This window comes from Pseudomonas capeferrum, from assembly GCF_000731675.1.
Lineage (GTDB): Bacteria > Pseudomonadota > Gammaproteobacteria > Pseudomonadales > Pseudomonadaceae > Aquipseudomonas > Aquipseudomonas capeferrum.
In genome coordinates, this window is the sequence record NZ_JMIT01000003.1 from 106,058 (window position 1) to 127,023 (window position 20,966).

At 63.2% G+C, this 20,966-nt stretch carries 17 protein-coding genes and 2 pseudogenes; 6 read left to right on the top strand and 13 right to left on the bottom strand.

Going from position 1 to position 20,966, the window contains the following annotated elements; genetic code table 11:
* A pseudogene (locus PC358_RS18150) lies at positions 1–791 on the bottom strand (aminotransferase-like domain-containing protein); the annotation flags it as partial.
* Positions 792–856: 65 nt separating this feature from the next.
* On the opposite strand from PC358_RS18150, the pseudogene PC358_RS18155 reads away from it, so the two are divergent.
* Positions 857–1,105: pseudogene (locus PC358_RS18155) on the top strand (FMN-dependent NADH-azoreductase); the annotation flags it as partial.
* A 181-nt stretch (positions 1,106–1,286) separates the two neighbouring features.
* On the opposite strand, the gene PC358_RS18160 reads toward PC358_RS18155, so the two are convergent.
* Positions 1,287–2,402, bottom strand: a complete 1,116-nt coding sequence (locus PC358_RS18160) for an alpha/beta hydrolase family protein (protein ID WP_077068666.1) — start codon at positions 2,400–2,402, stop codon at positions 1,287–1,289.
* Positions 2,403–2,599: 197 nt separating this feature from the next.
* Here PC358_RS18160 and PC358_RS27800 point away from each other — a divergent pair, with 197 nt between their 5' ends.
* The 3 genes from PC358_RS27800 to PC358_RS18170 all read left to right on the top strand — a co-directional run bounded on the left by PC358_RS27800 (position 2,600) and on the right by PC358_RS18170 (position 4,793).
* Complete coding sequence (locus tag PC358_RS27800) at positions 2,600–2,785, top strand: hypothetical protein (protein ID WP_156056800.1); 186 nt, start codon at positions 2,600–2,602, stop codon at positions 2,783–2,785.
* Entirely contained in the window at positions 2,734–3,189 is a 456-nt protein-coding gene (locus tag PC358_RS18165; protein ID WP_033701655.1) for an ATP-binding cassette domain-containing protein, read from the top strand. Before PC358_RS27800 ends, PC358_RS18165 begins: the two co-directional genes overlap by 52 nt.
* A 92-nt stretch (positions 3,190–3,281) precedes the next feature.
* The gene (locus tag PC358_RS18170) at positions 3,282–4,793 is read left to right on the top strand and encodes an MFS transporter (protein WP_033701657.1); all 1,512 of its coding nucleotides are present in this window, start codon (positions 3,282–3,284) and stop codon (positions 4,791–4,793) included.
* Between the two features lie 10 nt (positions 4,794–4,803).
* Here the strand turns inward: PC358_RS18170 and PC358_RS18175 are convergent, their stop codons facing one another.
* The 5 genes from PC358_RS18175 to PC358_RS18195 form a co-directional block, all read right to left on the bottom strand.
* Complete coding sequence (locus tag PC358_RS18175; protein ID WP_033701658.1) at positions 4,804–5,394, bottom strand: TetR/AcrR family transcriptional regulator; 591 nt, start codon at positions 5,392–5,394, stop codon at positions 4,804–4,806.
* 146 nt (positions 5,395–5,540) lie between these two features.
* On the bottom strand, positions 5,541–7,934 hold the full coding sequence (locus PC358_RS18180; protein WP_033701660.1) for a TonB-dependent siderophore receptor: 2,394 nt from the start codon (positions 7,932–7,934) through the stop codon (positions 5,541–5,543).
* 180 nt (positions 7,935–8,114) lie between these two features.
* The gene (locus tag PC358_RS18185) at positions 8,115–8,819 is read right to left on the bottom strand and encodes a FliH/SctL family protein (protein ID WP_033701661.1); all 705 of its coding nucleotides are present in this window, start codon (positions 8,817–8,819) and stop codon (positions 8,115–8,117) included.
* The gene (locus PC358_RS18190; protein WP_033701662.1) at positions 8,816–9,307 is read right to left on the bottom strand and encodes a hypothetical protein; all 492 of its coding nucleotides are present in this window, start codon (positions 9,305–9,307) and stop codon (positions 8,816–8,818) included. Before PC358_RS18190 ends, PC358_RS18185 begins: the two co-directional genes overlap by 4 nt.
* Positions 9,308–9,424: 117 nt before the next feature.
* Positions 9,425–10,969: an MFS transporter gene (locus PC358_RS18195; protein ID WP_033701663.1), complete on the bottom strand. Its 1,545-nt coding sequence runs from the start codon at positions 10,967–10,969 to the stop codon at positions 9,425–9,427.
* Positions 10,970–11,145: 176 nt separating this feature from the next.
* Here PC358_RS18195 and PC358_RS18200 point away from each other — a divergent pair, with 176 nt between their 5' ends.
* Positions 11,146–12,009 carry a LysR family transcriptional regulator gene (locus PC358_RS18200; protein ID WP_033701665.1) on the top strand — a complete coding sequence of 288 codons (864 nt, stop codon included), beginning with the start codon at positions 11,146–11,148 and terminating at the stop codon, positions 12,007–12,009.
* 321 nt (positions 12,010–12,330) lie between these two features.
* On the opposite strand, the gene gabP is transcribed toward PC358_RS18200, so the two are convergent.
* The 3 genes from gabP to PC358_RS18215 form a co-directional block, all read right to left on the bottom strand.
* Positions 12,331–13,722: a GABA permease gene (gene gabP, locus PC358_RS18205; RefSeq protein WP_033701666.1), complete on the bottom strand. Its 1,392-nt coding sequence runs from the start codon at positions 13,720–13,722 to the stop codon at positions 12,331–12,333.
* Between the two features lie 379 nt (positions 13,723–14,101).
* Entirely contained in the window at positions 14,102–15,457 is a 1,356-nt protein-coding gene (gene gudD / locus PC358_RS18210) for a glucarate dehydratase (RefSeq protein ID WP_033701667.1), read from the bottom strand.
* A gap of 19 nt (positions 15,458–15,476) precedes the next feature.
* Complete coding sequence (locus PC358_RS18215) at positions 15,477–16,829, bottom strand: MFS transporter (protein ID WP_033701668.1); 1,353 nt, start codon at positions 16,827–16,829, stop codon at positions 15,477–15,479.
* A 256-nt stretch (positions 16,830–17,085) separates the two neighbouring features.
* Between PC358_RS18215 and PC358_RS18220 the strand changes: the two genes are divergently transcribed.
* Positions 17,086–17,787: a FadR/GntR family transcriptional regulator gene (locus PC358_RS18220; RefSeq protein ID WP_033702574.1), complete on the top strand. Its 702-nt coding sequence runs from the start codon at positions 17,086–17,088 to the stop codon at positions 17,785–17,787.
* Positions 17,788–17,945: 158 nt separating this feature from the next.
* On the opposite strand, the gene PC358_RS18225 is transcribed toward PC358_RS18220, so the two are convergent.
* The 3 genes from PC358_RS18225 to PC358_RS18235 are packed head-to-tail and all read right to left on the bottom strand — an operon-like array spanning position 17,946 to position 20,865.
* Positions 17,946–18,707: an ABC transporter ATP-binding protein gene (locus PC358_RS18225; protein ID WP_033701670.1), complete on the bottom strand. Its 762-nt coding sequence runs from the start codon at positions 18,705–18,707 to the stop codon at positions 17,946–17,948.
* Positions 18,704–19,765, bottom strand: coding sequence for a FecCD family ABC transporter permease (locus tag PC358_RS18230; RefSeq protein WP_033701672.1), 1,062 nt, complete (start codon positions 19,763–19,765; stop codon positions 18,704–18,706). Before PC358_RS18230 ends, PC358_RS18225 begins: the two co-directional genes overlap by 4 nt.
* Positions 19,762–20,865, bottom strand: coding sequence for an ABC transporter substrate-binding protein (locus tag PC358_RS18235; protein ID WP_033701673.1), 1,104 nt, complete (start codon positions 20,863–20,865; stop codon positions 19,762–19,764). Before PC358_RS18235 ends, PC358_RS18230 begins: the two co-directional genes overlap by 4 nt.
* Positions 20,866–20,966: the final 101 nt, after the last annotated feature.

Consider the following 20,966-nt stretch of genomic DNA (forward strand, 5'->3'; position numbering starts at 1 on the left):
TACCACTCCGAGAGCGGCTCCACCGCCACTCCAACCGCCCGAGCACGCCGAGCAATCTCGATATCATCCCCTTCCCGAATCTCCACAACCAGGTGCATCCCCCCCGCCTGCGGGTTGATCTCTACCCTTCCCCCAAACTGCTGCCCCAGCGCCTCAACCAACCACCGTCGACGCAGCGCATAAAGGCTGCGCATTTTCTTCAAATGCCGGGCAAAGTGCCCCTCCTGCAGAAACGCGCAGACCATCGCCTGAAGCACATACGGGCAGTGGTTATGCAGCCGGTCCGCCTGGCGGGCGAACGCGGCGCTCTGCTCCGCCGGCACCATCAGGTAAGCCAGGCGCAGGCCTGCAAACAGCACCTTGCTGAAGGTGCCGGTGTACAGCACGCGGCCTTGCTGATCGAGGCTCTTGAGTGCGGGCAAGGGCTTGCCCTGATAGCGGTACTCACTGTCGTAGTCATCCTCGATAACCCAGCTACCGCGCCGGTTGGCCCAGTCCAGCAGGGCCAACCGGCGCGGCAATGACAGCGACATGCCCAGTGGGCTCTGGTGGGTCGGCGTAACCACGGCAAAGCGTGCATCCGGGGCGCGGGCAATGCCTTGCGCGACGTCGAGGCCGTCCTCATCCACGGGGATCGGCACCAATTGCGCGCCGGCTTCCAGCAGGGCGTTCCTGGCCATGAAGTGGCCGGGCTCTTCCAGCCAGCAGGTGTCGCCCGGGCGCATCAATGTGTGGCTGATCAGGTCCAGGCAGGCACGATAACCTGCACACACGAACACCTGCTCTGGGTGGTGGCGCGCGGGGGTGGGAACGGGTGGCAGGTGTGGGGTGACCAGGCCCCGAGGGCAAGACCGGGCTCCTGAAAAACCGCCCGGTGTTCGTGTTGGTGGGCTCTGGTGGCTTTCACCAAGGTGAATCCGCGCGGCAACCGGACTTTCTGACGCCTTACCTGCGCCAGCTATTGAGTACGCTCGGCCTGTTCAATCCACACTTCACCTACCTTCAGGGCTTGGTGTTCGGTGATGCGGCCGTGCGTTTAACGCTTGAAGACACTCGTGCTCGGCTGTCGCAGGAGCCACTGTTCAAAACCCTGGTTGGCGCCTGAGCGGTGGAAGATCGTGCCTTAGTGTGGCGTTTCAGAAGTACCAATGAAAATTACGTGCCCAAGGCCCGTGCCGCACGGGCGATGGGGGCCAGGGTGTCCTCGGCTTTTTCAGGGGGGTTGTGAATGCCTGGAGCTTGTATTTGGGGCCACCAGGTGCCTGGCTTGGCATTTTCGGCGCCTATCAGATCGAGCGCCGCCCGCGCGGCGCATCGCGAGCTAAGCTCGCTCCTACATTTGTGGACTGCCCACCGGCGGTTGGCCGTTCGGTCGATGACGAAGACGTGATCCAGCCACTGATGAAGGCCAAGGTGCTGGGCGCATAGGCGTGACGACCAAGCGCCACGAACAAATACGTCTTCCATCGCGGCCATTGCGAGAGCAACTGATAATTGAATAATCCCGCTCTTAACAAGCCATGAGTGGCGTTGGGGACCACGACAACTTGCCGTCCACTGGCACCCGCAAACTGCGCCCTGTAGACGTTCGAGTCTTCGGCCGCATCGACATTCACATCCTGCGCGCCCCAAACCGCCAGCACCGGCCCTTTCATGGTTTTCAATGCTGGCGTCACGTCTTCGTTGTAATTTTTCAAGACGAAGTTGAAATGGGCACGGTCCATATCAGGAAAAGCATGGGCCGCGTCCTGGTCTTTCAAAGGGCCAAACACCTTGTCGTTCTTCTGGTATTGCTCCCGCACCCTCACGTCAATTTCAGCTCGAGCAAGCCCCTCGTCGGCCAATCGCAACCGGGTGTAGTACATGCCCTGGCGTCGCCAGTTTACCGCCCCGCCGATAATCACCGAGAAGTCTGGGTCGCCTTCACTGGCGGCTCGCGGGATCACCCAGCCACCTTGCGAGAACCCCAGAAAACCGACCTTTTGCCCAGCAACGCCGGGGGCCATGCGCACGCAAGCCAGTGCGGCCAGGGCTTCTGCAGCGCGATCGGACATCGACTGGTCAAGCCAATTTCCGCTGCTCTCCCCTATGCCCTGTTTGTCCCAGGTAAACACGCCGATCCCCGCATCGAGCAGGCTATTGATAAGCGGCAAATACCCACGGGATGCGAAGCGGTCCATAGGGCCGTCACCATGAATGATCAACACCACAGGGGCAGATTGCACATGCGCTGGCAGCATCAGCGTTCCGAACAAATCCGCCGCACCCGAGCGAAACTTCAACGTTGAAACTCGCGCATCGTCGAGCTCAAAGTCGGCTACGTTCCGCACCACAAAGACCGCCAGCCCTAGCAGAACCGCAAGGCCACCTACCCACGCCAGAATCCTGGATTTCTTTGTCACCCTAACCTCCCTTGGCACCGGGAACAGCAGCCCGGTTCATCCCTTCGCAATTAATAGACTAAGCACTTAGTCTAGAATACACTCGCGCCGACGGAAGCGTCCAGGGTGCCGAAGCGGCCCCCTGCTCAGGGATATCGCTACAAGGAACGCTCACCGAGGGTGGGCAACCATTCAGTGCCTACAGGGCCGGAATAAAAATGACCGAACATGGCATCGCAAAAGCTGATACCTACCATGACCTTGCAGCCAAGCATGTGTCGGCAAACCGGATCATCGCGTTGTTCATCCCCTATAAACTGCAAATAGCACGGGTCGTCTGCCTGATCCTGGTGTGCTCTGCGACCTTCGCTTCGCAAAACCCGACGCCACCGCTGAAGAGCTGATCGCGGCGGCCAAGATCGCGCAAATTCACGACAGCCTGTCGGCCTTGCCCGACGGGTATGACACGCTGGTTGGCGACCGCGGTTACCGGTTCTCGGGCGGTGAAAAGCAGCGCCTTGCGCTCGCCCGCACGATCCTGCGCAACCCTCCGATCCTGCTGCTCGATGAAGCGACCAGTGCGTTGGACACAAAAACCGAACGCGCCATGGAAGTTGCCCTGGCGGCCCTGGCAAAGGGCCGCACCACAATCACCATTGCCCACCGCCTCTCCACCATTCGGCATGCTGATCAGATCGTCGTTCTGCAGCATGGCCGCGTTGTTGAATGCGGAACGCACACCGAGCTGGAGCAGCTCAACGGTGTTTATGCTGGGCTCATCGCTAACATGAATTCAAATGCCGCTTGACCTCACCTTAACCTGAGGTTTTATAAGGGGTGTCGGTTTGCCTTCGCAAACCCTGCTCGCCGCGGCGGGTGAACGATCGAAGTGGAGCCGACATGAACAAGCATCACGCCTCACCTGCCCAAAGCGCGCAATCCGTGTCAGAAGCAGGCACACCTGTGGATAACCGCCCGGCCAATGCTGGCTGGGCTGCCCTGCTGTCGGGCGCGAATGGCGTGCGCTCGCTCGCGTTGGCCGGGGGCGTGGTGCTGCATGCGGTCAACGTCTACATTGCGACCACTATTTTGCCTTCAGTGGTCAAGGACATCGGCGGTATCGACTATTACGCGTGGAATACCACGCTGTTCGTCGCGGCCTCGATCCTCGGTTCAGCGCTCTCGGCCAGGTTGCTTGGCGCCGCTGGGCCACGTGGCGCCTACATCGTCGCCACACTGGTGTTTGCCTGCGGCGCGCTGCTGTGTGCGTTTGCCCCCTCGATGCCGATCATGTTGGCGGGGCGGCTTGTTCAGGGGCTCGGCGGGGGTTTTCTGTTCGCCCTCTCCTACGCCATGATCCGGCTGGTTTTCGACGAGGCCTTATGGCCACGTGCAATGGCGCTGGTCTCGGGCATGTGGGGAGTGGCGACGTTGGTCGGCCCTGCGGTCGGCGGTATCTTCGCTGAACTCGGCGCGTGGCGCGCCGCGTTCTGGTCACTGATCCCGGTCGCCGTGTTGTTCGCACTGCTGGCTGGCGTCGTGCTGCCCAAACGCCGTGCTGAACGGTCAGCGCGCGCGCCGCTGCCACTTGCCCAATTGGTGTTTCTGACCTCGGCGGTGCTGGCCGTTTCGGCCGGCAGCGTCTCGCCAAGCTTGCCCTGGAACATCGCCGGCCTTGGCGCCGCGGTTATTCTCACAGCCTTGCTGATAGGCACCGAAAGCCGCTCACGGCATAGGCTGCTGCCGGCAGGTGCATTCAGCCTCACCTCTGCGTTGTGCGCCCTGTATGCGACCATGTCGCTGCTGGCCGTCGCTGTTACCAGTGGCGAGATTTTCGTGCCGCTGTTCCTCCAGGTGCTCCACCATCAATCCCCCCTCGCCGCCGGCTATCTCGCTGCGCTCATGGCTGCCGGGTGGACGCTCGGGTCCCTCGCCAGTGCCGGGGCGAGTGATAAAGGCATCAGGCGCGCCATCCTCGCCGGTCCGATCCTTGGGTTGGCCGGCATGGTGGCGCTTGCCATTCTGATTCGAAGCGAAAGTGCAGGCGGCTGGCTGACGATCACGCCGATCTGCCTGGCACTGGTTGCAATCGGGTTGGGGGTGGGCCTGGCCTGGCCGCACCTGCTGACCCGCGTGTTTCAGGTCGCGTCGGCAGGCGAGCAGGACTTGGCCGCGGCGTCCATCACCACCGTGCAGCTGTTCGCCACAGCACTCGGCGCGGCGCTGGCCGGCATGGTGGCAAACCTTGCCGGGCTGACAGACCCAGGCGGTAGCCTGGGCACGGCGAACGCTGCAACCTGGCTGTTCGGCGTATTCGCCTTCGCGCCCCTGTTCGCCTTGTTTGCTGCCCAGCGCGTGATCCGGCTTCACGGCGAATCAGGGCCCCGGGCACAACAAGCCTGCACCCGTTAGCCCAAGCGCATTATTCGAGAAACCGCCGGATCATGCGCATCAACGTTGGCGTATAGGCTTTGAGCTTGAAATCGCGGTCCAGCACAGAGCGCGAGACGGCTCCGTCAATGAGCGCGAGCAGCCAGGTAGCAGCGATTTTCGGGTCCAGAGCGGTATCAATCTGGCCTTGGGCGATCCCCCGGCGCAGAAGGGCAACCAGATCGCCCTTGATCGAAGCCTCGCTGGCCGCGAACAAGGTGGCCATCTCAGGGTTGCGCATGCTCTCGGCAACGACCTCGACCCCGATCTTGGCGTAGACCGGGTCGGCGCACTGCTTGAGCAAGCCTTTTGCCAATTGTTCGATAGCCACAATGGCATCGGGCTCCTCGGCAAGTTGGGCGAAGCGTTCGCTCATTTCACGTCGGTCTTCCTCCACAATGGCTTCAATCACTGCCTGTTTGTTGGGGAAGTAGTGAAACAGGTTGCCTGGGCTCATGCCCGCTGCGGCACAGATCTCGTTGGTCGAAGTGCCGCGGAAGCCTTTTTCGGCAAAGCACGCCACAGCGGCTTCGAGGATGTGCTGCAGCTTGGCCTGGTGTTTCTCAGGGTCGACTTTTCTCATGCTTTCTCCAGGGATGCAGAAGCCGACCTGCAACGCTATTCATTAGATCGACTACTTAGTCTCTCATTTGAAAAACCGCCCACACAAGGTTGTCGTCGAAGCCGCCGTGCATGCCCGCCATACGGCGGGCACCGCAAAAGCCTGCGTTACCAGTTGTAACTCAACTTGGCCGTGAATTCGCGCCCTGGGTTGTAGTAGTTCGCCGTGCCGGAACCCACCACATGCTGCTCATCAAACAGGTTGCTGACATTCAGGGCAAGGTCGGTGCCCTTGGCAATCCGGTAGTTCAAAGCCGCATCAAACAACGTGGTCCCATCGCTCTTCTTGGTATTGGCAGCATCCATGTAATACGCGCCAACATACCGCGCGCCCAGGCCGACGCTCACGTCCGTGTCAGGAATGCTGTAGTAGCTCCACAACGACGCCGAATGCTTCGGCGCGGTGGTAAATTCCTTACCCTTGAGCGACGAGCCGTCATACAACGCCCCGCGCAGCACTTCGGACTCCATATACGAATAAGCCCCGATCACGCTGATGTTCTGCGTCACTTGCGCCTTGGCTTCCAGATCAAGGCCGCGCACGCGGGACTCACCCACCGTCTGCTGCTCGATGATGCCGCTCGGTAGCACCACGGCGATGGTGACGTTTTCCTGGGTCAGGTCATAAATGGCAGCTGAGAACAACGCGTCCATGCCCATGGGCGAATACTTGATACCCACTTCGTACTGCCGGCCGGTCTGCGGGGTGACGCCGACCTGGGGCGGCGAGACCGATTCGACCATGCTCACATAGGTCGAAACCTCATCGTTGACGATGTAGGTCAGCGCACCGCGGTAAGAGGTTTCGGAGAAGTTGTCGCTTTCACTCCCCACCGCGCCGATGTACTCCTTGCTGGACAGCTCCATGGAGTCATTACGCACGCCCGCAGTGGCGATGACGCGGTCGTAGAACGACAGGTTCTGCTGCAGGAACACCGCCTTGGTCGTGGCGTCATTCTTTTTGCGGGTATAGGGCGTGATGCCGCCTGGCACACCGGTGAATACCGGGTTGGCGATGTCGATCGAAGGTGCCAGGCCATAGACGGAGCTTTGCTTGGTGGTCGAGTCCAGATATTCCACACCCACCAGGGTGCTGCTGTCGACGTGCTCGAACTGGGCATCGTACTGCAGCATCAGGTTGCCGTTGAGCTGGTCGGCGTCGCTGTCGGTACCAAACACGTAGCGTGGAATGGTGGTGCCAACGCGCGTCGGGCTATCGCTGAGGTAGGCGTAGCCAAAGTCATCGCTCAACTCGCTGTAACGCAGGTTGCTGCGCAGCACGAAGCCGTTGTCGAAGTCGTGGGTGATGTTGCCGCTGAGGCTGGTGCGCTCGACGTTGTGGAAGTTGTAGCTGGGCTCACCGTAAAAATCGCTGCGGTCGTATTCCTTGTCCAGCGGGTAACCACCGCTGTTCGGCGAACTGTCGGTCTTCAGGTAGTCCAGAATCACGGTGGCCGAGGTGTAGTCGGTGGGCGCCCAGGTCAGGCCACCCATCACGAAGCGGTTGTCGTCCTGGGAATGGTCGTACTCGCGGTCGCTGTTCTGCATCTTGGCGGTGAAGCGGCCGGCCAGGGTTTTTTCGTCGTTCAGGGCATCGCCTACGTCGATGCCTGTTTCGGCATGGTCATAGGAGCCGTAGGTCACATAGCCTTGGCCAAACTGCTCGAAGCGCGGCTGTTTGGTCACGAAGTTTACCGAGCCGCCTGGGTCTGCCGGGCCAAACAGGGTGGAGTTGGCGCCGCGCAGAATCTCGATGCGCTCGTAGGCGAACGGGTCTTCACGCACGCCGCGCATCGAGCTCAAGGTCAGGCCATCGCGGTAGGTCGTGGCCTGGAAGCCGCGGATCTGGAAGTAGTCGTTGCGGTCGTCCGAGCCATAAAAGTCGCTGATGACGCCGGGGGTGTAGAGCAGCGCCTCTTCCGTGGTGCTGACACTGCGCTGCTCCATTTCCTTGCGGGTAACCACAGACACGGACGCAGGTGTGTTGAGGATGCTGGTGGCGACCTTGCCTCCCACCCAAAGCTCCTTGGCAACCACCGAGTCGGTGTCGTCGTCAGCACTGGCCTTGACCTTGGCATTGATGATGACCGGCGCAAGGCGATAGTCCTCGGTCGCACCCAGTTCGAGCGGGCCGGCAGGCTTTACTTGCGGGATCACCAGGTAGGCGTTCGGGCCTTGCTGCTGCGCCTGTAGCTCGGTGCCCTGCAACAACGACGACAGGGCTGCCGGTGTTTCAAGCGGGCCTTGTACGCCTTGGGACGTGCGGTCGGCGATGCTCTGCGCATCGTAGGAAAGGCTGACACCTGCCTGCCGCGCAAAGCGGTCAAGCGCCGGCGCCAGCGGGCCGGCAGGGATGCTCCACTGCTGCAGCTGGCTGTTGTGATCAGCGGGCGACGGTTGCGCAAGCGACGGCAATGCATAGCTGCTGACAACCAACCCCAGGAAGGCGCCGTGCAAGGCTCGATTCAAGGGGTGGCGCTGGGGAACCGGGGTCGAACTCATTTTCTCGCTCCGTGGAGTGCTGGCGGACTGGCCTGTATTCCGGCCTTCCCTACAAGCCGAACGAGAATGAGAAAACACCTCATTTATTTTCAGGCTAGCTGCGCACCCACGTCATTCGCGCACTGTCTATCGATCCCCCGATGCTCAATGCCCACAGCGCTGGGCCAGGTTCTTCAGCGTTTACCGGGACGCAACGGCCTGCAGCATGTCGACGATGAACTGCCGGGTGCCGGGTAATGACTTGTGGAAAGTCTCGTCTTGATGCGGGGCCATTTCTAAATCCCCGTCACGCACACTCAGCGCCACCTGCTGCTGATACCGCGCCGCAAACTGCTCGCGTATGAACTCGGCTTCCGGCGAATCATCGTCCAGAAACTCTTCCAGTACTTCTTGCGCGGCATGTACGAACACAAGGCTCTGGTTGTACTGCTGAGTCTGCAGCTTGGCCTGTGCGTGTGAAGCCTGAATTTGGGCATCCATCGCCTCAACCTTGGCGCGCAGCCAAGCGTTGGAATTCTGCAGGGTGGTGATGGTCTCGGCCAGACCTGTGTCGCGCCCCGCCGCGGCCATTCCCGGGCGCTGGGCTGCCTGGGCCTGTGCAATTTTGGACAACTGCTCGTGTATCACGTCGATCACGGCTTGCTGGCGCTTCACCTGTGACCTGAGGAGTACCGCTTCTGTGAAGTACTGGCGAACGTGGTCGCGCAGCGGCTCCAGTTTTGTGTTGGCGCGGGCCGCGCCGGCATCCCAGCCTTCTGAATAACCCTGCGAGCGGCCCTCTTCGAAGCCTGCTTTGCGGCCCTCGCGGCGCCCTTGCTCGCGGCCGACGTAAAGGTTGGCCTCGGCCTGCTGAGCAGAACCGTTATAACCGCCGTCCAGTCTCATTGTGCTGCCTCGTGCCCCGCGGAATGCGCCGGGTTTTCTCGGTCATTCAACTTCAGAATGTGGTACTTGATGGCCTCGCCCGCCAGCCTGATGAATTCCAGATAAAAGTCTTCACCCAATTGCAGCAAAGGTGAACCCTCCAAGGAATCGGCGGCGGCGTCCAGCGCCAGTACCCCAAACTGTTCAGCGATGATCTCGATGCTGCGCGTGCACATGGAGGGGTGGTCATAAGGCTTCTGGTACCACGTTGCGATCTGGTACTGAACATCTTCCCTTTCGAAAACCGCATACACATGGCTGACCAGGGCTGTGCTGGTTTCGCGAATCAGGCCGGGGTCAATGGCGTGCGCTTCAAGGAACGCTTCGACGGGCTGGTTAGCCACAAACAGCAGGTCTGCGATGGTATAGCCGGGCATTGGAGGGAACACGCCGGGAGGCAGTTCGATGTGTGGGGTGGGAACGTCGTCCGGGTATTGGTCATTGTGCACGTGAAGCTCCTTCTTCGGCAGAGTGAGTGCGCCTCATCGCCCCTTCATGGTCGGCGCGAAGTGAATGACAGTGTTGCACTGAAATAGTTGCGCGGCAGCAACAAAAATCGCCCTGCCTTAAGCCTGCCCCGCCACCAGCGCATCCTGCAGGGCGGGCAGTGGCCGGCTAAGCAACGTGCCGACCAATACCGCGAACAGCAGCGCCGCCACACCTGCGGCCTGCAACACTGCCTCGAACCCACCCATGAACGCCTGGCGGGCCAAGGGGGCCACTGCCTCCCGCAAGCCGGGCTCAAGCACGGCCAACGCCGCCTGCAGGTCGCCCGCCGCAACCCGCGTGGCCATCGCGGCAACCTGGCCCAGATGCGCGGGCGCCACGGCGGCCATCGAGTCGTAGAGCAATTGCCCGCTACGGGTAGCCAGTACACCCCCAAGCACACCGATGGCCAGCACAATCGCGCCGAACCGCGTGGTGGTACTCAACCCCGAGGCCATGCCGGTGCGCTCACGCGGCACGCAGGCCATGATGTTCTTCTGCGTATCGCCATTGAGCAGGCCTGCGCCCGCGCCCAGCACCAGGCTGGCCAGGGCAAAGGCGGTGTAGCCGCCGTAGCCTGCGGCCCAAGCACACAGCAGGTTGCCCACCCCCACCAGCACCAGGCCAAGGGTAAAAACCTGCGCCGGGCTCAAGTGCGCAGCCAGGCGCATGCCCAGCCGCGGGGTCAGCAACATGGCCACGGCAAATGGCAGCATGCCCGCACCGGCAGCCAGGGCCGACAGTTGCAGGCCGTTCTGCAGGTACAGCGGCAACAGGGTCATCATGACCTGGGCGCAGGCGGCGTAGGCGAACATGCCCAGCAAGGCACCGACGAAGCGCCCGCTGCGCATCAGCCGCAAGTCGATCATCGGCCGCGCCTGGCTGCGCTCGGCCATGATGAACAGGCCGAACAGGAACGCGCTGATCAGCATCCGCCCCAGGGTCTGAGCGCTGCCCCAGCCGACCTGGTTGGCGTCGATCATTGCCCAGATCAGGTAACCCAGGCTGCCGGCGAACGTCAGGCTACCCCACGGGTCGAGGCGCGCTGCGGCGCTGTCGCGCGAGGGCTCGACGCTGCGCAGCACCATCACTGCCAGCACTACCACCAGCGGCAGGTTGATGTAGAAGATCCAGCGCCAGCCCAGGGTGCTGGCAATCACCCCGCCGAGCAGGGGTGCGAAGGTGATGGTGGCGCCCATGCAGGCGCCCCAGAAGGCCCAGGCGCTCAGGCGTTGCTGGGGTTCATGGAAGCGATGGCCGATGGCCGCGAGGGCCGCTGTCAGCAGCATGGCCGCGCCGATGCCCTTGGCGGCCCTGGCCAGGTCAAGGAACATCAGGGTGGGGGCGGCGCCACAGGCCAGCGACGCGGCGCCAAACACGGCCAGGCCGATAAGCAGCATGCGCCGCCGACCGAAGCGGTCGGCCAGGCTGCCTGCTGGCAGCAGGCACGCGGCGAAGGCCAGCAGATACGCGCTGACCACCCATTCGATGTCGGCAAACGAGCCGGACAAGTCACGGGCGATACTGGGCAGGCTGACGGCAACGATGTTGGTGTCGAGGATGATCAGCGCACAGACCAGCGAGGCGGTGAGCAAGGTGAAGCGCGGGGAAGCGGTGATGGGCATGGCAAGGCTCCAGAAGCGGGCTGGTTGTCATGGGGCCCCTTGCTGTGTCACCGGCAACTGCCGATACCTTTGCCGCCACGCCACCAGCCTTGTAGTGTTGTCTTCACCTTAACGCCGTCAGCCCCGAGGCTTGTTAGCCCCCAAGGCCCGCGTCATTAGCTTGCAGGTAACACCGCATGGAAATCCGCCATTTCCGCTACTTCCTCTGCGTCGCCCAACACGGCCATTTCACCCGGGCTGCGGAACAGCTGGGCATCGCTCCGCCCACCCTCAGCCGGCAGATCCAGGACATGGAACGCGAGCTGGGAGTACGCCTGTTCGAACGCAGCCAGCGCGAGGTCAACCTCACCGCCGCCGGCCAAGCCTTGCTGATCGAAGCCGAACAGACCGTACGCCAGTTCGACGCGGCGCAACTGGGTGCGCAGCGTGCGGGCCGAGGCGAGAGTGGCAGCATCGAATTGGGCTATGTGGCCTCTGCTGCCTATTCGGGCATGCTGCAGCGGCAAGTGATCGGCTTCAGCGAAAGCTACCCCGGCGTGCGCCTGAACATCCGCGAACTGCCCATGGCCGAGCTGCCCGACAGGGTCAGCGACGGCCTGCTCGACCTCGCCTACGTGCGCTCGCCCATGGAACTGCCTGACACGCTGCAAGCCATCGGCCTGCACCAGGAAGGTTTTGTCCTCGCCCTGCCCGCCAGCTCACGGATCAACGAGCTGCCACAGATCCCGGCGGCACGCCTGGCCGGTGAAACCTTCATTCTTCCCGAGCAGATTTCCGGCACGCTGGAAGTGGCGGCACAAGGGGGGTTTGTCCCGCGACTGGGCCCGCAACCCGGTAGCCTGGTGGCGGTGATCACGTTGGTGTCGTTGGGCCAGGGCATTGCCGTGGTGCCGGAGTCGGTGGTGCAGCGCATCAGCTTGGCGCAGGTGAATTACCGACGCATTGCCGATTGCCAGGCCAGTTCGTGGCTGAGCCTGATTCATCGGCGTTTCGAGAAGGCGCCGGCGGTGGTCAGGTATATCGAAAGGGTGCGCCGCTGATTGGCTGTTTGAAGGGTGGTGGGGCGTCAGTGTTTGCCTCGGCATTTTCAGCGCCTGTGAGATCGAGCGCCGCCCGCGCGGCGCTTCGCGGGGCCAGCCCGCTCCCACATCTGTTTCGGGCCAGTTATTCCTGAGGCATTAGCGCGCGGCCCCTTGGTGCCCACCTCGATATTGCGTCGTACAAACAAGGGGTCGCGCGCCTCTCTAATAGGCGAGACTGGCCCGAAACAGATGTGGGAGCGGGCTGGCCCCGCGAAGCGCCGCGCGGGCGGCGCTCGATCTATGCACCACTACAAAACCCCAGCCAGGCATTCGTCCCCGTCACCCCACCGACCGCGCCGCCACCACCTGCGCATGCCCCCGCGAAGTGACGATCCCCAAGAAGGAAATCACAATCGCCAGGCCCAGTGTCGAGCTCACTTCCACCCGGTGCTCAGGCGTGTACATCATCACCGCCAGCGCCGCCGCGATGAAGATGATCACGGCCCAGGTCAACCACGGGAACAGCCACATGCGGAACTTCAGCTCGGTGTTCTCGCGCTCCAGCCGGCGGCGCATGCGCAACTGGGAGATGGCGATGACCAGGTACACCAGCAAGGCGATGGCGCCGGAGCTGGCCAGCAGGAACTCGAACACGCCCTTGGGCGCGAAGTAATTGAGCACAGCAATGGCCGCGCCGATCAAGGTACTGCCGAACACCGCAGAGCGCGGCACGCCGACTTTCGAGGTTTTGTTCAGGAAGGCCGGTGCATCACCGCGCTTGGCCAGCGAATACATCATCCGCGAAGCAATGTAGATCGACGAGTTCATGCAGCTGGTCACCGCCACCAGCACCACCAGGTCGACCATGAAGGCCGCGTTGGGGATGTTCATGATCTCCAGCGCACGCTGGTAGGAGCCCACCACCGCCAGCTGTGGATCGTTCCACGGCACCACCGAGATGATCACGAAGATCGACAGGATGTAGAAGGTACTGATCCGCCAGATCACCGAACGCGTGGCCTTGGCGATGTTGCGTGAAGGGTCGCTGGACTCGGAGGCGGCGATGGTCACAGCCTCGGTACCAATGAAGCTGAACATCACGGTAATGAAGGCGCCGATGACCGCCGACCAGCCGTTGGGCGCGAAACCACCGTGCTCGGCGATCAACCCGCTCAACCCGCTGACTTCACGGTTTGGCAACCAGCCCATCAGCGCCGCGAAGCCCAGGCCGATGAAGCCAAGGATCGCCGTGACCTTGAGAATGGCGAACCAGAATTCGAACTCACCGTACTTGGCCACGCTGAACAAATTGGTGCCCGCCAGCAGCAGCACCGAGGCCAGGGCGAAGATCCAGCTGTCCACCTGCGGGAACCAGGCGTTCAGCACATGCCCCGCCGCCAGTGCCTCGATGGGGATCACCAACACCCAGAACCACCAGTACAACCAGCCGATGGTGTAGCCAGCCCAGCGGCCGATGGCCTGGTCAGCGTAGGTGGAGAACGATCCGGTGTCAGGGTGCGCTACGGCCATCTCGCCGAGCATGCGCATGACCAGTACCACCAAGGTACCGGCCACGAAGTAAGAAATTATGGTGGCTGGCCCGGCCGCAGCGATCGCGTGCCCGGAGCCTACGAAAAGTCCCGCACCGATGATGCCCGCGATGGACAACATCGTTACATGACGTGGCTTGAAACCTTGTGCAAGGTTGCCATCAGATCCCACGGTGTTCATTGATCTTGTTCTCTTTTTGCTGACACAAGGAAGGACGGGGGCAGGCGTAGGCGAACAATATCTCCTTGAGAGGCCATCGAAATGACACGTCGCTCACGCGCTGTTGTTGACCTTTTGCACGCTTTCTGAGCAACACATCAGTGGAATTCGGGGTTCATTTAAGCCCCGTAAGGCGTAGGAAAATTACACGAGAACGTCCCGCAGGTGTGCGATCACGACAACGCTTTTCCATTCCCGTCAGATGTCGCGATTGGCATGTCCAAACGCGCCATCCGGCCGTCTGGAGCTATCGTTTTTCATTTGGGTGTGTATCGGCCATGCATGAAAAAACCCGCTCCCAAGCGGGAGCGGGTTTATCGGGGTAACGAACCGCCGTGACTCAGCGCACCAGGCAAGGCCGCTTGTTGTCGAAGCGCCAGCCCGGTATCAGAAACTGCATCGCCACGCTGTCATCGCGCGCGCCGAGCCCCATGTTGCAGTAGCACTCATGCGCCTTGGCCAACTGGTCCTCATCGATCTCCACCCCTAGCCCCGGCCGCGCAGGCACGCGCACCTGGCCATCGACGATGCGCAGCGGCTCACGCGTCAGGCGTTGGCCGTCCTGCCAGATCCAGTGGGTATCGATGGCGGTGATCTCGCCCGGCGCCGCTGCGGCCACCTGAGTGAACATGGCCAGGGAGATATCGAAATGGTTGTTGGAGTGCGAGCCCCAGGTCAGCCCCCAGTCATGGCACATCTGCGCCACCCGTACCGAGCCCTGCAAGGTCCAGAAGTGCGGGTCGGCCAGGGGGATGTCCACGGATTGCAACTGGATCGCATGGCCCATCTGCCGCCAGTCGGTGGCGATCATGTTGGTGGCGGTGGGCAACCCAGTGGCGCGGCGGAACTCGGCCATCACCTCACGGCCCGAGTAACCGTTCTCGGCACCGCAAGGGTCTTCGGCATAGGCCAGCACGTCGTGCTTGTCACGGCACAGGGCAATGGCCTCTTTGAGTGACCAGGCGCCGTTCGGGTCGAGGGTGATGCGTGCATCGGGGAAGCGCTCGGCCAGGGCGGTCACCGCCTCCATTTCTTCCTCGCCGCGCAGTACGCCACCTTTGAGCTTGAAGTCGCTGAAGCCATAGCGCTGGCGGGCGGCTTCGGCCAGGCGCACGACGGCTTCGGGCGTCAGCGCCGGCTCATGGCGCAGGCGGAACCAGTCGTTGTCGGCATCGGCCTCGGCGCGGTAGGCCAGGTCGGTCTGCTGGCGGTCGCCGATGTAGAACAGGTAACCCAGCATCTTCACCGCTTCACGTTGCTGCCCTTCACCCAGCAGCGCGGCCATGGGCACGTGCAAGTGCTGGCCGAGCAAGTCGAGCAAGGCCGACTCGACGGCGGTGACCGCATGCACGGCGATGCGCAGGTCGAAGGTCTGTAACCCGCGGCCGCCGGCATCGCGGTTGGCGAACGCCTGGCGCATGGCATTGAGCACGCGCTGGTAATGGCCAATGGGCTGACCGACTACCAGGTTGCGGGCGTCTTCCAGGGTCTGGCGGATCATCTCGCCACCCGGCACTTCGCCCAGGCCGGTGTTGCCCGCGCTGTCGCGCAGCACCACCACGTTGCGGGTGAAGTACGGGCCATGGGCGCCACTGAGGTTGAGCAGCATGCTGTCGTGGCCGGCCACTGGGATCACGCGCAGGTCGGTGACCACGGGGGTGGCGGAGTGCACGGCGGGTGTCGTCTGCATGTTCATGGTTTTTATCTCGCAGTCATCAGTGGGTCTGGCCCAGGGCCGAAGGTGCCTTGAGCTCATCGGAAGGGGCGCCCTTGGGGCGGGTGCGGACGAAGAACACGGCGATCGCCGCCAGCACCGACGTCACCGCCAAGGCGTACAGGCCGCCCTGGATCGAGCCGGTCTGTTGTTCGAGCAGGCCGAAGGTGGTGGGCGCGACGAAGCCGCCGAGGTTGCCGACCGAGTTGATCAGCGCGATCACGGCCGCCGCGATGCGCGCGTCCAGGTAGCCCTGGGGGATCGGCCAGAACAGTGACGAGGCCGACTTGAACCCGATGGCGGCAAAACAGATGGCGACGAAGGCGAACACTGGGCCACCGGTGGTGGACATGAACATGCCGATGGCGGCGATCACCAACGCGGCGGCCACCCAGGCCTGCTGGAACTTCCAGCGGCTGGAACCGGAAGCGAAGGCGTACATGGCCAGAATCGAGATCAGCCAGGGGATCGAGTTGAAAAAGCCGACTTGCAGGTCGCTGAGGTCGCCCATGCGCTTGATGATGCTCGGCAACCAGAAGGTCGCGGCATAGATGGTCAACTGGATGCAGAAGTAGATCAGGCAGAACAGCACGATCTGGCGATCCTTGAGCAGGCTCCAGGCAGAAAGCTTGACCGCGCCGACCGCCTCACGCTGACGTTGCTCGCTGTCGATGGCCTGCACCAGCGCCGCCTGCTCGGCCTGGCTCAACCACTTGGCATCCTGCGGCTTGGAGTCGAGCCAGAAGAACACGAAGAAGCACAGCGTCACCGACGCCATGCCTTCGATGAACAGCATCCACTGCCAGCCGTGCAAGCCCAGCCCCTGAATCTGCATCAACGCGCCGGCCAGCGGGCCGGAGATCAGCGAGGCCAGCGCCGAACCGCTGAGGAAGATGGCAATCGCCTTGCCGCGCTCGGCGCCTGGCAACCAGCGGGTGAAGTAGTAGATCACCCCGGGGAAGAACCCGGCCTCGGCAACGCCCAGCAGAAACCGCAGCACATAGAACTGGGTTTCGGTCTGGACGAAGGCCATGGCCGTGGCCACCAGCCCCCAAGTGAACATGATGCGGGTCAGCCACAGCCGAGCGCCGACACGCTGCAGCAGCATGTTGGAGGGCACTTCGAACAGTGCATAGCCGATGAAGAACAGCCCGGCGCCAAACCCATAGGCCGCCGCACTGATGCCCAGGTCGCTTTCAAGGTGGGGGCGGACGAAGCCGATGTTGACGCGGTCGAGGTAGTTGACGATGAACATGATGACGAACAGCGGCAGCACATGGCGTTTGACCTTGGCCACGGCGCTGGCCAGTGTGTCGCCGCCATTGCAGGCAGGCGGAGCGAGGGTGTCGTTCACTTTGCGGGTCTCCCACTAGTTGTTTTTATGCGGGTTGTCTGACATGACAGTGGGGGGAGCATAGGCTTCGCGAAGTTGTACGACAAGATCGATAAAGTCGCCAAAAAGCCAAAATACAAGCTGCCATAATGCGAAAATGCTGCGATCTTTCAAAAACAACTGCGCACAGCGCTGGCTTCAGCAGACTAAAAACCAGCAGAAATTATTTTTATGAATTAACTTGTCGTACAAGCCAACCGATAACACCGAGCCCACCATGGACACAGCACCCACCCGTGTTCGCGGCCACAGCCGCGCCCACGACCTGGTTTCCAGCCTGACCCAGCAGATTTTGCTGGGTACGTTCAAACCCGGCGACAAGTTGCCCTCGGAAAACACCCTGGTGCGCGAGCATGGGGTCAGCCGCACTGTGGTGCGCGAAGCCTTGTCGAAGTTGCAGGCCTCAGGGCTGGTGGAGCCCCGCCACGGTATCGGTACATTCGTGATCGAGCGCCAGCCCCAGGCAGGCCTGCGCGTTGGCGCAGAAAACGCCGCCAGCGTGCGCGACCTGCTGGAGCTGCGCATCGGCCTCGAAGGCCAGGCCGCCGCCCTCGCCGCGGTGCGCCGCAACGACGGGCACGTGGCACGCATGCGCCAGGCGCTGGACGACTATCAAGACCTGGCGGCCGCCGGCGACAGTTGCATCGAGGCTGACCGGCGCTTCCACCTGTTGATCGCCGAGGCCACCGGCAACCTGTATTTCAGCGAAATGATGGTGCAGCTTGGCAGCGGCCTGATCCCACGTAACCGCATGGCCCTGGCCGAACGTGCCGGGGCCAGGTTGGCCCGGCATGCGTACCTGGCCAACCTGGAGCATGAGGCGATTCTCAATGCCATCCGCCGCCAGGACCCAGATGCAGCGCGGGCGGCGATGTGCCTGCACCTGTCCAACAGCCGCGACAGATTGCTGCCCGAATGACCTTGTGGAAACCACCTTGCGGGCCTTTGTAGGAGCGGCCTTGCGTCGCGAAAGGGGTGCGCAGCGCCCCCGGCAATCTCTGCTGTGACATAGAACCTGGGGCTGCTGCGCACCCCTTTCGCGACGCAAGGCCGCTCCTACAAACCGCAGGCCGGGCGTCAGGCCAGCGCCCGATCCACCAACACCTGCAAGCGCCCCTGCGAGCACTGCTCGACCCGCGCCTCGACCCCATACACCTCGGCCAGCATCGCCGGTTTCAGCACATCCGCAGGCGCCCCACAGGCGACCACCCTGCCCTCGCGCAACACCACCAGGCAATCGGCCTGGCTGGCCGCCAGGTTGATGTCATGCAGCACCGCCACCGCCAGCAGCCGATGCGCCACTACCCGCTCACGCACCGCGCCCATCACCCGCAACTGGTAGTGCAGGTCCAGCGCACTGGTCGGCTCATCCAGCAGCAGTACCTGCGGATTGCGCGCCAGCAACTGCGCCAGCGCCACCAACTGCCGCTGGCCACCCGACAGGCTGTCGAGCGAGCGCTCGGCCAGGCCCTCGATGCCCAACTGCCGCAACGCCTCAAAGGCATGGCTGAGGAGGTCGTCACTGCCGCCGACACGCAACGCCGCAACGATGCTTTCCAGCACGCCCAAGGCAAGCCCCGGCGGCAGCTGTTGCGGCATGTAGGCCAGACGCCGGGCGCGCTCGGCAAAGCCCAGCCGCGTCACATCCTGGCCATCCAGGCGCAGTGTGCCCTGCATTCGCTCCAGCCCGGCCAAGGCCCGCAGCAGTGTGGACTTGCCCGCGCCGTTGGGGCCGACCAGCGCCACCAGGCTACCCGCCGGCAACGCAGGCAGCGTCACCCCATGCAGAATCTGCCGTGCGCCGTAGGCAACGCAAAGATGATCGATCGACAGGCTCACAGGCTTCTCCCCCGTCGAAACACCAGCACCACGAACACCGGCACACCCACCAAGGCCGTGACGATGCCCACCGGCACGATCACGCCAGGGAGCAGCAACTTGCTGGCGAGCGACGACAACGACAGCATCAGTGCGCCCACCAGCGCACTGGCCGGAAACAGAAACCGCTGGTCCTCACCCACCAGCAAACGCGCGATGTGCGGCCCGACCAGGCCGACGAAGCCAATGGTGCCGACAAACGCCACCGCAGTGGCCGACAGCAGGCTGATGCGCAGCAACGAGGCCAGGCGCAGGCGCCGGGTGTCCACACCAAAGCTGCGCGCGCGGTCCTCGCCCATACGCAGCAAGGTCATCGCTGGCGCGGCGCGCAGCGAAAACGGCAGCAGCACCGCCAGCACCAGAGCCAGCAGGCCAAGCTTGTGCCAGTCGGCCCGCGCCAGGCTGCCCAAGGTCCAGAACACCAGTTGCTGCAGCACGTCTTCGGTGGCCAGCAATTGCAGCAGCGACACCAGCGCGTTGCAACTGAACACCAAGGCGATGCCAAACAGCACCAGGCTCTGCACACCGGCACCGCGCAGGCGCGACATCATCTGCAGCAGCACCACCGACAGGCAGGCGAAGGCAAACGCCATCACTGTCACCTGGGCGCTCGGCGCCAGCCAGGCAACCCCGAGCGGGTAGGCAATCGCCAGCGAAGCGCCCAGCGCAGCAGACGACGACACCCCCAGGGTGAAGGGGCTGGCCAGCGGGTTGTCGAGGATCGCCTGCATCTCGGCACCGGCCAGCGACAGCGCCGCCCCCACCAGTACCGCCATCAACGCGTACGGCAGGCGCACGTTCCAGATGATCACCCGCTCGGTGGCACTGAGCGTGGTCGGCTCGAAAATGCCCTGCAGCAAACGCCCCAGGCTCATGCCCGAGGCGCCACTGGCCAGGTCGCCCAGCACCGTCACCAGCAGCAACAGCGCCAGCCCCGCTACCAGCAACCCGCGCCGCCACAGCAGCCGGCGATAGTGCCAGGCGGCCAGTGCGGCGCCATCCTGAGCCAGTGCAGTCACTTGGCGTCGACCCAGTACTGGCCGTCCAGGCCGACCTTGAGCAGCTGGTTGATCTCGGCCAGGGTCGCCTGCGGGTCGAGGCCCTCGAAGCGCTCGGGGTGTACCCAGCGGGCCATGGCTTCGATGGCGAGGATGTTGAACGGCGAATTGTAGAAGTCATGCCACAGGCCATGCGCCTGGCCCGCCTGGATTGGCCGCAGCGGCGCGAATTCCGGCCGTGCGGTGATCTTGGCCAGGCTCTGGCGCGCGGTATCGAGCGACACCCCAGCCCCCAGCAGCACGCCGGGTGCGCGGTTGCCGGTGGCGATATACACATCAGGGTCGGCCTGCAGCACGTATTCGACGCTCACATCGCCGAGCGCGCCCGGCACCACATCGGCACCAATATTATGCCCGCCCACGGCCTCGACCACGCTGCCCAGGCCGCTCTTGCCGGTGGTGTGCCCAGGCGCCTGCCAGACCCCGGCCAACAGTTCGAGGAAGACCTTGGGCCGCGCGTTGTCCGGCAGGCCGGCCACGCCCTCGGTCACCCGCTTCAGGTGGCGGTCATACAGGCTCAGGTATTGCTGGGCCTGGGCCTCGCGACCGAGCAGCGTGCCCAGCGCTTGCATGCTGACCCGGGTATTGCGGATGGGGTGTACACGAAAGTCGATGAACAGCACCGGTACGCCGGCTTTGGCCAGCAGGTCTGCCACCGGGCTGTGCTGGGTCGGGCCCTCGCCGGCAATGCTGAAGATCGCCAGGTCGGGCTTAAGCGCGAGAATCTGTTCAGCGCTGACGCTTTGCTCGGTGGCCTGGCCGATCAGCGGCAACTGGGTGATCTGCGGGTACTTTTGCGCATACACCGCATAGGTGTGGGGGTCGAGCAGGCGCATGTCGTTCTGCCAACCCACCACGCGCTGGAAGGGGTTGTCGCGGTCGAGCAGTGCCAGGGCGAAGAACAACCGGCCCTCGCCGAGCACGATGCGCTGGGGCGCATGGTCGAGCTCGACTTTGCGCCCCAGCACATCGGTGGCTTGCACGGCACTGGCGGTCTGGATGAACGCCATCGACAACAGAAAAGGCAGCAAGCGCTGCCAGAGGCGGGGAAGTACGCACATGGGGGGCATCCTCTTCAAGAGAATCAGTCGCATCAGAAGCGGGGCATTCTAGCCAGCCGCCTGGTGCTACCCATGTGCGGGAATGTATCGGGTTGTAGGTC